This window comes from Saccharothrix xinjiangensis (assembly GCF_039527585.1).
GTDB lineage: Bacteria > Actinomycetota > Actinomycetes > Mycobacteriales > Pseudonocardiaceae > Actinosynnema > Actinosynnema xinjiangensis.
Map to the genome: position 1 here is coordinate 120,177 of NZ_BAAAKE010000012.1, position 13,279 is coordinate 133,455.

The 13,279-nt window shown below is 69.1% G+C and carries 10 protein-coding genes and 2 pseudogenes; 5 read left to right on the plus strand and 7 right to left on the minus strand.

Translation table 11 applies throughout. The features are described 5' to 3' along the window. Window positions 1-78: 78 nt before the first annotated feature. A complete protein-coding gene (locus ABD223_RS23815; RefSeq protein ID WP_344038645.1) occupies window positions 79-204 on the plus strand; it encodes a hypothetical protein in 126 nt (41 codons plus the stop codon). 504 nt (window positions 205-708) lie between these two features. On the opposite strand, the gene ABD223_RS23820 is transcribed toward ABD223_RS23815, so the two are convergent. After that, window positions 709-2,862 (minus strand): ATP-binding protein, encoded by a 2,154-nt coding sequence (locus tag ABD223_RS23820; protein ID WP_344038646.1) that lies wholly within the window; start codon window positions 2,860-2,862, stop codon window positions 709-711. A gap of 107 nt (window positions 2,863-2,969) precedes the next feature. Continuing rightward, the gene (locus ABD223_RS23825) at window positions 2,970-3,821 is read right to left on the minus strand and encodes a hypothetical protein (RefSeq protein WP_344038647.1); all 852 of its coding nucleotides are present in this window, start codon (window positions 3,819-3,821) and stop codon (window positions 2,970-2,972) included. A gap of 265 nt (window positions 3,822-4,086) precedes the next feature. On the opposite strand from ABD223_RS23825, the gene ABD223_RS23830 reads away from it, so the two are divergent. Continuing rightward, entirely contained in the window at window positions 4,087-4,260 is a 174-nt protein-coding gene (locus ABD223_RS23830; protein ID WP_344038648.1) for a hypothetical protein, read from the plus strand. A 174-nt stretch (window positions 4,261-4,434) separates the two neighbouring features. On the opposite strand, the gene ABD223_RS23835 is transcribed toward ABD223_RS23830, so the two are convergent. Continuing rightward, window positions 4,435-5,199, minus strand: a complete 765-nt coding sequence (locus tag ABD223_RS23835; RefSeq protein WP_344038649.1) for an IS630 family transposase — start codon at window positions 5,197-5,199, stop codon at window positions 4,435-4,437. Beyond that, entirely contained in the window at window positions 5,088-5,561 is a 474-nt protein-coding gene (locus ABD223_RS23840) for a helix-turn-helix domain-containing protein (RefSeq protein ID WP_344038650.1), read from the minus strand. The genes ABD223_RS23835 and ABD223_RS23840 overlap by 112 nt, the downstream gene beginning before the upstream one ends. Before the next feature lie 144 nt (window positions 5,562-5,705). Between ABD223_RS23840 and ABD223_RS23845 the strand changes: the two are divergent. Then, window positions 5,706-6,512, plus strand: a pseudogene (locus ABD223_RS23845) (IS5 family transposase). A 643-nt stretch (window positions 6,513-7,155) separates the two neighbouring features. Here ABD223_RS23845 and ABD223_RS23850 read toward each other — a convergent pair. From ABD223_RS23850 to ABD223_RS23860, 3 genes are all read right to left on the minus strand, one after another. After that, complete coding sequence (locus tag ABD223_RS23850) at window positions 7,156-8,538, minus strand: helix-turn-helix domain-containing protein (protein WP_344038651.1); 1,383 nt, start codon at window positions 8,536-8,538, stop codon at window positions 7,156-7,158. 75 nt (window positions 8,539-8,613) lie between these two features. Continuing rightward, window positions 8,614-8,988: a hypothetical protein gene (locus ABD223_RS23855; RefSeq protein ID WP_344038741.1), complete on the minus strand. Its 375-nt coding sequence runs from the start codon at window positions 8,986-8,988 to the stop codon at window positions 8,614-8,616. Next, window positions 8,988-10,310, minus strand: a complete 1,323-nt coding sequence (locus ABD223_RS23860; protein WP_486374873.1) for a helix-turn-helix domain-containing protein — start codon at window positions 10,308-10,310, stop codon at window positions 8,988-8,990. The genes ABD223_RS23855 and ABD223_RS23860 overlap by 1 nt, the downstream gene beginning before the upstream one ends. Window positions 10,311-10,426: 116 nt before the next feature. Between ABD223_RS23860 and ABD223_RS43630 the strand changes: the two are divergent. Both ABD223_RS43630 and ABD223_RS23875 read left to right on the plus strand, forming a co-directional pair. Further along, window positions 10,427-11,505: pseudogene (locus ABD223_RS43630) on the plus strand (IS630 family transposase). A 916-nt stretch (window positions 11,506-12,421) separates the two neighbouring features. Next, window positions 12,422-12,613 carry a transposase gene (locus ABD223_RS23875; RefSeq protein WP_344038654.1) on the plus strand — a complete coding sequence of 64 codons (192 nt, stop codon included), beginning with the start codon at window positions 12,422-12,424 and terminating at the stop codon, window positions 12,611-12,613. Window positions 12,614-13,279 lie beyond the last annotated feature (666 nt).

Consider the following 13,279-nt stretch of genomic DNA (forward strand, 5'->3'; position numbering starts at 1 on the left):
CGCCGTCGGTCTGCTGCTCAACCTCTGTCACAGGGTCCGCACCGCTTCCCGCCACTCCAGCATGTCCACGCCGTAGTCATGACCGCGGCCGAGTCGCAGGTTCGCGACCTCGTCCAGTTCGGCGCGCAGGTCCTCGACGTCGTCGCCTTCCGGCGTCGATCGAGCTGCTCGCTGATCTCCAGCAGTCGGTGCGCCGATCGGTAGTAGCGCAGTTGGACGTCATCGAGCCTACGCACGGCATAACCGCCGCACTTCCCGCACCAGTCCGGTTGCTCGAGCACGAGCAGCTCCGCGACCGAGAGCAGGTCGTAGCCCATGTCGAGGCTGTCCTGCCGGCGGGCGTGACTGCAGTAGGGCGAGTGTCCCTTGCCGTAGTACTCGGGGCGGTAGTTCGTCGTGTACAGCTGCACGTGGGCCAGCACGGCCAAGGGCAGGCCGAGTGCTGATCTGCGGCGCGTCCCCTGCTCTTGCAGGGACCTGAACGGTGTGAGGTCAAGCTGGTGCGGGGACAGCAACGCGCGCCACACCGACCATCGGTCAGCCGCGCCACCCTCTACAAGTACGTCCCCGACCTGGCCACAGGCCGCTCGGCGATCATCTCGACGCCGGTCCCAGCGCTCGACTCCGGTTCGCAGTGACGGGTGCGACCATTGTGAGGCGTCAGTTCGCTGACCTGAGAATCCGTCACCAGGTGTCAGCGGGTAGGTGTCACTGCCTGTCAGCACCGGCGTGTCCGGTGTGGTCAAGGTCGTCGAGCTGCCGTTGGACGCGTTCGGCGTCGGCGTCGCGGCCTTGGTCCCGGTACAGCTTCAGTGCCTCCCGCCACACGGTGCGGGCCTGTTCGTGCTGGCCAAGGGCTGCGTGGGGATGGCCCACGCCGTCGAGGTTGTCCGCGACCGTGTAGGCGTGGCTAAGGCCGCGGTTCAGGGTGAGGGCGTGGTGATAGTGGTCGAGGGCCTGGTGGTGGTGCCCGGTGTGGTGGGCGATGTAGCCCAGGCTGTCAAGGGTGGCCGCCTCGCAGTCGGGGTTGTGGTGGTGTCGGGTCAGGGTGAGGGCGGCTTGGCAGTGCTCGCGGGCGGTGTCGAACCGGCCCAGGCGCGCGGCGTACCAGCCGACCGAGTTGAGCGCTTCGGCTTCCCGCGCCGGTTGGTCGAGGGCGCGGTAGAGGTCGAGGGCGTGGTGGGAGTGCTCCAAGGCCTGCCGGTCCTCCCCTCGTCGTCCCCAGGCGTCCGCGAGTGTCAGGTGGTTGATGGCCTGTTCGGCGGGGTCGTGGTGGCGCACGGCCAGGTTGAGGGCCTGCTCCAGGTGGGTGGTGGCCTGGTCGTGCAGGCCCAGCCGGGAGCAGGCGTGGCCGAGGAGCCGGTGGGTGCGGCTGTGAGTGGCGGAGTCGGGCAGGTGGTCGGCGGCGTCCAGTGCGGCCTGCCACGTGGTGACCGCGTCGTGCCGGTGTCCCCGTCGGAGGTGGAAGGTGTGCAGGTTCCAGGCCAGGTGCCAGACGGTGTGGTGGTGGCCCAGGGTGGCGGCGGTGCGCTGAGTGGCCAGCAGGGTGGCGTGCTCGGCCTGCAGCCAGGCCAGCGCCGCGGCGGTGTCGGGCAGCGGGTGCGGGTGCATGCCGGGCGCGGGCGGCTCGGGCGACAGGAGCGTGCGGTGAGGGTGCAGGAGGCGGGCGGCGGTGTGGGCGGTGTGCAGGTGGAAGTCCCCCACCCGGGTCAGGGCCGCGTCCCGCACGTGCTCGGGCAGGGTGGTGTGGGCGGTGTCGGTGGCGTAGGCGCGGATCAGGTCGTGCATGGCGTACCGGCCGCCGGGCCGCCGTTCCAGCAGCGACGCTTCCTCCAGCGCCGTCAGCGCCCGGCGTGCGGCCGTCTCGGCTAGTTGGGTGAGCGCGGCGACGGCGGGCGGGGTGGTGTCGGGGCCGGGGGCGATGCCGAGCAGGGCGAACAGGGTGCGTTGGTGTTCGGTGAGGTGGCGCAGGGACCAGGACAGGACGGTGGGCAGGCTGGCTTCGGGGTCGTCGGAGTCCAGGGCGTCCAGGCCGAGGTCGCGTAGTTCGGTGACGTGGTCGTTGAGCAGGTGGGGGTGGGTGCGGATGCGGGCGGCGATCAGGCCGAGGGCGAGGGGGAATCCTCCGCACAAGCCGACCAGTTCGGTGACCGCCGCCTGTGTGTCGGTGGTGGCGGGGGTGTCGCCGAGGGCGGTGGTGAGCAGGGTGCGGGCCTCGGTGTCGGTGAGCACGTCGAGGTGGACGGGGCGGGCGCCGTGGCGGGCGATGAGACTGCGGAGTCGGTCGCGGCTGGTGATCAGCACGGTGCATGTGTCGCCGCCGGGCAGCAGGGGCAGGACCTGCTCGACGGTGGCGACGTTGTCGAGCAGGACGAGCAGGCGCCGGCCGGTGGTGTGGGTGCGGTAGAGCCCGACCCGGGCGTCCAGCTCGGCGAGCTGGCGGTCGCGGTCGACGCCGAGGGCGTCGAGGAAGTCGCCCAGCACGTCGACGGGGTGGCGGGGGTCGCCGGGGCTGAAGCCGCGCAGGTCCACCGCGAGGTGGCCGTCGGGGAAGCGGTGCAGGTTGCGGTGGGCCCAGGTCTGGGCCAGCCAGGTCTTGCCGATGCCGCCGGTCCCGCCGATCGCGGAGATCACCGCCGTGCCACCGACTCCCGCGGCGTCGTCGCGGGCGACCGGCGAACCGGTGAGGGCGCGGTCGAGTGCGGCGAGCTGGTCGACGCGGCCGACGAACCCCGCCGGCCGCGGGCCGAGCTGCCGCGGGATGGGCGTGGGCGGCCGGGGCGGCGGCGGGTGGACGTGGAGGCCACCGGTGACGTTGCCGGCGGCGGTGCCGCCGGGGTACGCGGTGACGCCGCCGTGCACCTGCTGGCTGGCTGTGCCCGTTTCGGGAGGCTGGCTGGTGGGGGTGCTGCCGGTGCCGGGTTGGGCGGGGTCGGGCGCCGACGCGGTGTGCCCGTGGTCCGCGTCGGCTAGCGGGGGTTGTGTGGCTGCTCGGGAACAGGCGGTGGCGGTGGTGCGCCCAGGGTGAAATGGTCACCGGTGGCGGCGCCGATGGTGATGCCCGCTCCACTGCCGCGCACGCCACCGGTGATGGTCACGGCACGAGACCCGGAAACGCCCGTCACCCCCGCGTCGCCGGTGGCGGACGCGGAAGGGACCGCTTGGCCGCCCGAGGCGGGGTCGGGCGTCGCGGAATCCACCGATTGCCGGTCCAGGACGGCGGGATCGGGTGGGAAGGGATGGTCGGGCAGCGCGATCCAGGCCGGCTCCCGGAACTCCTTCGCGGCCGCCTGGACCGGCCGGAACGTCGCCGGGTCCAGGGTGGCGCAATGCCGGACGACCTCATCAAACACCACCCGGGACACGATCATCGCCAACACGCCGGGCGAGTCGGCCAGGGCCTTCTTCAACGGCGGCGCGTCGACCAGGCGGAACGCGGCCGTCAGCGAGCTGGAGGTGACCCCGTGCTCGTCGAAGGCGACCTCGACCGCGTGCACCGCCAACCGCAGCCGCACCCCCGCCACGCCGGGACTGGTGGCGTTGTGCCCGCGCACCGCACGCGCCAACGCCTCGGGCAGCACCTCCACCAACGGCGCCTTCGGATACTCCGGCGGGACCAGCACGAACAGACCGTCGCCCCGGTCCTCGTGATGGCAGGCATCCCACGGAACCCCGGCCGCCGCCAACGCCTGACCGACCACCTCATACAGGCCCGCGCGCGTGCCCAGTTGGTGGCGCAGCGTCCGGCCGGGAGCGCTGAAGCGCTCCACGTCGACCAGGACCACCGTGCGGTGAACCGCGTGCCGACCCGTACCCGCCATACCGACCCCCTGAGGGCAGAACTACATGGTGCGCCGATGAACCACGGTTCTACCGATCGGCTCAGGCGGGTTCAGCGTCATTCGACGCACTCGCCGCCCGTTCGGCCGTACGAGACCACCCGACCGGGCGACATGTCGCCACCCGACGAGAACGCCTTCAAGAGCAACCTTCGACCGAAACGCGAGGACGGCGTTAGTTCCGAGAAGTCGGCAGATCCTGGCCTACGCCTGGCTTGACACCCTGAACCTGCAGCACATCCGGTCGGTGGGGCTCTACCTGGCCCATCACGGCGTCATGGTCACCTGGACCGCCCAGAGCCTGGCCGCCGCGTTGCTGGGCGACAACAGCCCTGGCGTGATCGAGCGCGCCCGTCGGGCGTTCCTGCAGATCGCCGGCGAGGTCGTCCGAGCCGAGGGCGGCACGTTCCCCATCGCATAGAAGCCGCTGGTCCGGGAGCCGTGGGGGAGGAAGTGTCCGTTCCGCTCGAATCTGTGGAGCGCGAGCCTTCGGCACGTCGGGGCCGTTTAGCAATTCCTTAGCGGTGGAATATTCACTCACTGTAGTTTTCGATGGTCCAAAGCTGACAGTGTATCGACTAGTAGACAGTCGCATCTAACCTTTGGGGTATAGGTGGCGGAGTTTGACGCGTGCGTCGTCGGTGGTGAAACGCCAGTCGACTCCCCGCTGGTTGGCGTTGGTGGCGTGTTGCCAGGCGGCGAGTTCGATGTTGAGGGTGTCGAGGTCGCCGATGCGGCGGTCGAGGCATTGCCGGGACAGTGTGGACAGTTCGATCTCGGCGATGTTGAGCCAGGACCCGTGTTTGGGGGTGTGGTGGATCTCCAGGCGCTGGGCCAGGGCGAAGGCCTCGTAGAGCGAGGCGATGCCGTGGGTGTTGAGGTTGTCCATGACCAGCACCACGGTCTCGGCGTCGGGATGGTCCACGGTCAGCAGGTGTTTGACCTGCCCGGCCCAGTCGATCTTGGTGCGCCGGGCCAGGGCGTGCACGCGGCGCCATCCGCGTAAGGGCTCGGTGAACACAAAGATCGAGCAGGTGCCGCACCGGGCGTATTCGCTGTCCTCGCAGGCGTCCTTGCCCGGCCGGGCCGGGAGCGGGTCGCGGACCTGACCCAGTAGCTGGAAGGGTTTCTCGTCCATGCACACCACCGGACGGGAGGGGTCGTACGGTCGGGCGTAGACGGCGAGCACGTCCTCCATGCGGGCGGCGAACTCCGCGTTCGCCCGCGGCGGGATGTTCCAGGACTTCCTCAGATGAGGACGCAGTTCCGTTTTTTCAAAACCCGGCCGATGGTCGAGTGGTCCAGGTTCGGGATGCCCTCGGTGAGCTCGACGTGTTTCTCCAGCAGCCGCAACGACCACCGGGCATACCCCTTCGGCGGCGCCGAGCACGCCAGGGCGATCAGCCGGGCCTCCACCTCCCCTGTCACCGGGGACGGCACTGGCGGAAGGTCACGCTTCTTGCGCGAGATCGTGACCAGGACATCGCCGCCGGTCTCGGCGAACCGCTTGGCGACCAGCCGCAGCGTCTCGCCCGAGACCCCCAGCCGCGCCGCGACCGCTTCCTTCGGATCCGGCTCACCTGCCGAGGTGTCCAGCGCGAGCAGCACCCGGGCCCGCATGATCGACGACGCCGGATGCACACCCGTCGTGGTCCACCGGATCAACTCCTCACGATCCCGTGCCGACAGCCTGACCGGCCGCTTCAAATGCGATACCACCACACCAGTCCTTGTCCGGCAGCGGAAAGGGACCTGCCGGACAACAGCCTCCCAGCCTCAAGCGCCACAACTAAGAGCGCCTAACACAATGGGGTGATGTCGCGTCGGTGGCGTTGAGCGGGGTGATCGTCGGGCCGATGGGTCGGTGTGTCGAAGCCGTGGCTGGTCGATGACGGGTTGTGGGAGCTGGTCGAGCCGTTGCTGCCGGTGCCGCCGCGCCGGTACCGCAACCCCGGCCGTCGTCGATTACCGGACCGGCTGTGCCTGCAGGGCATCCTCTACGTGCTGCACACCGGCATCGGCTGGGAACACCTGCCCCAAGGAGCTCGGCTTCGGGTCGGGGATGACGTGCTGGCGTCGGTTGCGGGACTGGAACGAGGCAGGCGTGTGGCAGCGGCTGCACCGCTTGCTCCTGGCCGAGTTGCGGGCGGCCAACAGGATCGACTGGTCCCGCGCGGTGGTCGACTCCTCCCACGTCCGGGCGCTAAAAGGGGGCCGCAGACCGGACCGAGCCCGGTTGACCGCGGTCGACCGGGCTCCAAGCACCACCTGATCACCGACGGAGCGGGCATCCCACTCGCCGTGATTCTCACCGGCGGCAACGTCCACGACGTCACCCAGCTGCTGCCGCTGCTCGACGCCGTCCCGCCGGTGCGCGGCAAACGCGGACGACCACGCCGCCGACCCGACACCCTCTTCGCCGACCGCGCCTACGACAGCGACCCACACCGCGAAGCGCTGCGACAGCGAGGAATCACACCGTTCATCGCCCGCCGCGGCACACCACACGGCTCCGGCCTGGGCACCGTGCGCTGGGTCGTCGAGCGCAGCAATTCCTGGCTGCACCAGTTCCGGCGCCTGTGCACCCGCTGGGAACGCCGCGCCGACATCCACGAAGCCTTCCTCACCCTCGCCTGCGCCCTGATCTGCTACCGACGCCTCAACTCATTCTGATAGGCGCTCTAAGTCACCCTGTCGTGTCTCGCCCTCGTCCAGCCGGTACCTGAAGTATTGCGCGTTTCACCCGTTCGGCATAACCATGCCCGATTGGAAAACTCGCAGGTCAAGATGCCTGCCTCCCCGTGAACGCCCCATCACTGCTGCGTTCCCGCTCTGATTCGTGCCGCCCGCCGGACGTTTAGCTGCGATGGCCGGTTCACGGCGGTTCTACCAGCGCCGTTACCCGGTTCTCCGGTTCGACCGGTGGCAATCGAACGCTTGACGCCACAGGAGTAGCAGAAGCTCAGGACAAAAGTAAATAGTAAATCGGGACTCGCCGAGTTACGGAGTAGATGATGACGCTCTCCCAGCGATTCGCGGAACCTCCGGTTTCGCGATGCCCACAGACTAAGCTCGCTGTGCCGCGTTTCCTCGTGCAGCCGGTGTGGGTACGGAGTGGGACCACCGCTCAAGGCGGTGACGCACGATGAACGACCGCGGACCTTGGGCGGTGACGTGCCGCGATGTCGCCGGCCGCCCTCGGAGCCTGATGGTGCACGTGCGCGGCTCGGAGGTCGTGGTGGTGGCGCCCGCCGGTGAGGCAGCCGCGCTCCGGGCGACTGCCCGCCGCATCCTTCCTTTGACCGCGGGTTCTCCGTCACGCCGCCAGCAGGTGGTGGCGGTCTCGCCAGGTCAGGCGGAGCAGCGTCAGTGAACTGGCCGAGATACGAGGTTCCAGGCGGTCGATCGCCTCGGCGGTGAACGGCATGTCGGTTCGGCCACCTTCTCCTACAACACGTCCCTCGTCGTTGGTCGTCACCATGTTGGTGAACAAGCGGTCGAACACCTCGTCATCCACCACCGCGACCGTCCGCTGACTTGCCCCGAGTGTGAGGGGGTCCATCACCAAGCCGTAGTGCCACAGCCGGAACCGCCCTTCAGCGCGAGCCCGCTCGAACGAACGGAACGGCTCTTCTCCGGCGTAGTCGATCGAGCGCGCCCCGGGACCGTCATGCTCAGGGTTACCGAGGAACTCTTCCGAGTACTCCCGCATGATATTGCGCCACAAGGAGAAGTCGTTGCGCACATCGACCCCGGCGAGCGACGAGGGCTGGAACTCGCCGGAGGGCATCACGGTGCACATCCCTCCCCCGTCGGCCACGGCCTGACCGTCACGTTGGTGCATCACGAACCGGTGCTCACCGCTCCGGCCCCTGCGGATGGTCAGGGTGGCGATACCAGGAGACATCGACCGCCGCGCCGGGTCGAACGGGTCGCCGATCGCCGAGCGCAACGGCAGCGCGTCCCAACCGGGGACCGAGCCGCCCGACGCCAGCCAAGCCGCCTTGAACTCGTGGGCAAAAGCTTCCTTGACGTCGAACACCTCGAAGAACGTGGTGGTTCCGAACGTGAGCGCCAGCCCATCGTGCCGGGACACCTCCAGCAGCCGGTAGCTGAGTCGGTTCTCCAGCAGCCGAGGCCGCACCAGGTCCCGCACCGCCCGGCTGTAGCTGCTGTAGCGTTCACCACGAGCGGTCAAGGGCAACACGTGGTCCATCGGACCGACCGCAGGAGTCGGGTGCCCGGCGTCGGAGAGCACCAACCGCACCGAGTCCAACTCCACGGGCTCGTCCAAGAGCCACCCGGGGCCGGTCAGCACATGGCCGCCGGGACCCCGCTGGTCCCTGGGGTACAGCCAAGCGGCCAACTCCGCCAGCTCGCGCCCCCGCACGCCTGAAGCTCCGCGCACACGAAGCCACTCCAGCTGACTCCGTCGCACGTCCTCGGCGGCATCGGAACCGACCGCCCCGACAACGTTGACCGGATCGGGCGACGTCGACAAGAGCAACGCGTTCAGTTCTTCCAGGCTGAGGCCGAGGGCTCTCGCGATGCTGGCATGACGGTACGGCTGCGGGGTCAGGTCACCGCATTCCCACCGGCCCACGGTGGAGAACTCCACCCCTACGGCCGCCGCGAGCGTTTCCTGGGTGAACCCCATGGCCTCACGCCGAGCCGCGAACGCCTTGCGCCTCTTGCTCATGTCGCTACCTCGCCACGCCTCGACCAGGCCCCAGCCTCGCCGGGCGAGGGACGGTCCAGTCGTGCCGCCACATGGTCAGACGTCCTGTTCGACGCGCTCGAAGATGTCGATGTCCGTGGCCTTCTGCCAGTCGGGCAGTTCGTGCCAGTCCGCGACGTAGGACGGCTTCGGGTCGGGGAAGTGCTTGTGGATCTGGCCGATCCAGCACAGCGCGACGAAGCGGCCTTTCTGTTCCGGGGTGAGCTTGGCGGTGGCGCCGCCGGTGGCCTTGACGAAGGCGAGGACCTGGTCGTACACCGCAGTCGCGGCATCGCGTTCCCAGTCCGGGGTCTCGTCCCAGGGAGTGATGTAGCCGGGCTTGGGTTCGCCGGGGTAGTGCTTGGTCACTCCGGCGATCCACGCCTCGCGGAACACGCGGCCATGGTTGTCCTGCATCCTGTCGTCCTCCATCATGCGGCGCGGTTGCCGACGAGTTCGGTGATCTCGACGTCGAGTCGCTGGATCTGCTGGTCTGTGAGCAACGGGGTCAGGTGCGGCTGGAGGCCGCGCAGCTTGCGCGCGATGACTCCGGAGCCGGTCCGGCGGGCGGCGGCCAGGGCGGCGTCGGCATGGGTCGCGACCTGGTCGGCGTCGCGCCGATGCACTCCGATCATCGCCAGGTCGGTGAGGACACCGGCTTTGCGGCGGGTGGTCAGGTCGCCGGCCAGCGCGTCGGTCAAGGCGGCTTCGGCGAGGTCGCAGCGGCCCAGGTTGACGTAGCAGGTGCCGCGTTCCTCGGCCAAACGGGAACCGTCGAACCGGAGCCAGCCACCGTTGTGGACCGGGCTCCGCAGGTGTCGGACCTCGGAGGCCGTGTCGAGCGCGCGTTGGCAGGCGTCCAGGTCGCCCAGGCCGGCGAAGGTCTCCGCCTGCACCGCGGCGATCCAGTGCCGGGTCGAGAGGGTGGGGTCGCCTCGACGGGACAGGTCGGCGGCCAGTTCGAGCAGCGGTGCGGCCTCGATGCACCGACGCTCGTACACGGCGATGAAGGCGTGCCTGGTCAGCGCGCACGACCAGAGATCCGGGGCGTCGGCTTCCTTGCCCGCCGTCGCGGCCAGGGTGTAGCAGTGGGCGGCGTCGGTGTAGCGGTCACCGTCGAAGAAGATCTCGCCCGCCAACTGGAAGAGGTCGGCGGACAACTCGCAGAGTCGCTGCCGGATGGCCGAGGTCTGCGGTCGACGCAGGCCCGCGGACAGGATGTCGAGCTGTGCGCGCACGAGGGGAAGTGCCTGGCTCTTGGTCGACGCGAGTGCGTAGACCCGCCACAGGTGGCTGTTGAGCTGGGCGAATTCGGCTACCGCCGCCGAACCGACCGCGCCGGTCCGAGCCACTGCGGCAAGCCTGTCCACGTCGTCGAGGACCGGTTCGACGGCCGGCAACGCCAGCATGGCGCCGTTCATGGTGAACAGGCGCAGCAGGTCACGACGGTTCATGTCGTCTGCCTCCGCGAGGTCGGGCTGAGCGGGGACGGCCTCCCCTCCGACCAGCCTGCCACCCGCTCGTGACGGGAGCGGAGCAGCCGTCCGCCGACAGGGTGTCGATGTGAGCAACGCGCCCAGCTCTTCGAGGCTGATCCCCAGCGCCTTCGCGATACGTGGCCTGCGGTACGGCTGCGGGGTCAGATCACCGCGTTCCCAGCGGCTCACGGTGGAGAACTCCACCCCGACGGCCGCCGCGAGGCTTTCCTGGGTGTAGCCCAGCAGTTCGCGCCGCGCCGCGAAGGCATGAAGCAGGCCACTCCGTCGAGTGACACTTCACCAAAGCCTTACAGGGGTTACAGAGGTTGAATTGGCGTTGGCAGTGGGACTGGCCCCGTGACGGTTCTTGATCGTCGCGGTATGTCGGGTGGATGAGGTATGCGCAGGGTGGTGGGTTGACGCCTCGCGAGCAGCGGGCGCGGGAGCGGATCGGGTTGGAGGCCGGTGTTCGGCTCGCCCGGGGTGAGAGGACCGCGGTGGTCGCTGCGGAGCTGCGGGTGGGTGTGCGGCAGATGGAGAAGTGGCGCTGGGCGTGGTGTGAGGGCGGTCTGGAGGCGTTGCGGTCGGCGGGGCCGATGTCGGTGGAGCGGCTCTTCCCGGCGCGGTGGAGCGGTTGGTGTGCGAGTTGGCCGGGGTCCGTTGGCGCACGGCTGGGACGAGGGCGGGGGCTGGACCCTGGCCCAGGTCGAGATCGTGATCGGGCGGTTGTTCCGGGTCGGCTGCACCGTGCAGGGGGTGTGGCGGTTGCTGCGCCGGCACGGCTGGTCGTTGCAGGTCCCAGTCCATCGGGCGATCGGGCGATCGGGCGTGACGACGGTGTGGTCGGGGTGTGCACGGGGAGGTGTGGCCCTGGGCAAAAGGCTCGTGGCGGGCCTGGGCGCCTGGATCTGCTTCGAGGACGAGGCGGGTCAGGGGCTCCACGCCGCCGAGAGGTCGCAGCTGGGCGCCGCACGGGCAGACCCCGGTGTTCCGGGTGCGCGGCCGACGTGCGAGCCGGGTGTCGATCGCGGGCGTGCTGTGCTTCACACCCGGCGACCGATCACGTCTGCTCTACCGGCTGCGCCTGTGGCACGGCCGCAAGGGCGAGCGGCGCGGCTTCACCTGGGCCGAGTACCGCGACCTGATCGTGGCAACCCACAACCAACTGCACGCTCCGATGGTGTGGATTCGGGACAATCCGAATGTCCACGAGGCACACGGGTTGGTCGAGTTCATCGACGCGAACCGGGACTGGCCGCGTGTGGTGCACCTGCCGTCCTACACGCCCGACCTGAACCCGACCGAAGAGGTGTGGTCACTGCTCAAGCGGTCGCTGGCCGACTTCGCCGCGGCCGACCTCGACCACCTGGTGCGGGTGGTCAAACGGAAACTCAAGAAGATCCAGTACCAGCCCGACGTGCCCGACGGCTGCCTCGCCCAGACCGGAATGACCCTCACGACGACACCATGACCGCACCAACCGCCATCGCTCTTTTAATCTCCGTATTGACCGCAGAACCAGCGCTGCGCGCCACAACGGGTGTCCGCGTCTTGGAGCGGGTCCGAGGTGCAATCCTCGCTGGTCCTGGAGAGCCAGCGCTGCCGCTGGAGTCGAACCGGTCGTCCGCAGCAGCCCACAAGTTGCGATCCTCGCTGGCCCTGGGGGCCAGCGCTGCGTCGGAGCGGTGCAGGCCGCCGTCGTCGTCGACGGAGTTGCGATCCTCGCTGGCCCTGGGGGCCAGCGCTGCGGGGGTCGGAGAGGAGGGAGCCCGAGAGGGCGTCAAGTTGCGATCCTCGCTGGCCCTGGGGGCCAGCGCTGCTCGTGCTCGACGAGCCCGTCGGCCGTGGGCACGGTGTTGCGATCCTCGCTGGCCCTGGGGGGCCAGCGCTGCTGGGGCGTGTGGGGCGGGCTGTCCTACACCGACCGGTTGCGATCCTCGCTGGCCCTGGGGGGCCAGCGCTGCTGGGACCGACCAACGGCTTGTTGTTGGTGTCGGAGTTGCGATCCTCGCTGGCCCTGGGGGCCAGCGCTGCGACGGGCCGCTCGACCGCTCGCTTTGCGGTAGCAAGTTGCGATCCTCGCTGGCCCTGGGGGGCCAGCGCTGCCCTGCGCCATCAGCGTAAACCTTGATCAGGACGGCTACCGAATATCCGAAGTCTCAGCATCTGGGATGCCACGCCCTTGCCCAGTGAGGAACCTACCGGCATGTCATGACACGCTTAGGGTTCCGAACCACACCGCAAATTTTGTAGTGCGCTGACGCCAACCTGCCGACACCTCGAACCGTCCGGTCCCGGTGGATGACCAGCGTTCACCTTAATGGCGTGAAAGCCGGGCAGCCACGCCAGACATGTCCTCATCCCAGTAGTCCGGAGGACAGCCCACGATGCCCAAGCGGCATCCACCCGAGTTCCGGCGCAAGGTGCTCGACCTGGTCGCGTCCGGCCGCCGTGTCGCCCGAGTCGCGACGAACCTCGACATCAGCGACCAGACCATCTACGCCTGGCGCCGCCGGGAACTCATCGACACCGGACAGATGCCCGGGACGACCAACACCGACAACTTCGAAGTATTTTAATCTACACTGAAACAACAGGGACTGCTACCTATAGCTTCTTCCCTGGCACACGAAAGCTCTGCGGAGACAGAAGGCCACGGCTGAGCGCATTGGGCGGAGAGGCGAGCATCATCGCCATTCACCCAGTCGGGCGAGCCGGCGGGGTGAGCTGTCCCCGCCAGGGCTGGAATTCGGAGTTCTGAGGTGTCATCGGCGCTGTGCCGACGGCGGATGCGTCCTCGTCGCCATGGAGGTCACCTCATGATCCGGTCCGGTCAACCATCACTCCATCCCCGGAGTTCCCGCCCGCCGCAAGCCAGGCGGCCACCCGCCGTCGACGACGACGTCGTCCGCGCCGTCACCGACTTTGTCGAGGCCGGTAACCCGCGGTCCTCACGGCGACACGGACCGGTATCCGGCTTGTCATCGGGTACCGATGCGGTGGACACATCGCCGGACGGCACGCCCACCGGCCGGCAGGAGTCGGCGTTGCGGCTGCATACCCCCGCACAGGCGGCGGAGTAGTTGGCGGTGCGGGAGTCGTGGCTTCGCCGCAGGGCCGGCAGGCGGCAGGTGCCGTGCACATTCCCGGGCAAGCACCTGCGGTTCTCCGCAACCGACCTGAAGACCATCACAGCCCAAGGCGCCCCCGGTGCACGCCCTCAGCACGCCCGCCGAACCCGATGA

Bases quoted from the DNA above. Each gene is read 5' to 3' on its own strand.
- ABD223_RS23815 (WP_344038645.1), top strand. From the start codon at position 79: ATGACCGCGGCCGAGTCGCAGGTTCGCGACCTCGTCCAGTTCGGCGCG.
- ABD223_RS23825 (WP_344038647.1), bottom strand. From the start codon at position 3,821: ATGGCGGGTACGGGTCGGCACGCGGTTCACCGCACGGTGGTCCTGGTC.
- ABD223_RS23850 (WP_344038651.1), bottom strand. From the start codon at position 8,538: ATGAGCAAGAGGCGCAAGGCGTTCGCGGCTCGGCGTGAGGCCATGGGG.
- ABD223_RS23855 (WP_344038741.1), bottom strand. From the start codon at position 8,988: ATGGAGGACGACAGGATGCAGGACAACCATGGCCGCGTGTTCCGCGAG.
- ABD223_RS23875 (WP_344038654.1), top strand. From the start codon at position 12,422: ATGCCCAAGCGGCATCCACCCGAGTTCCGGCGCAAGGTGCTCGACCTG.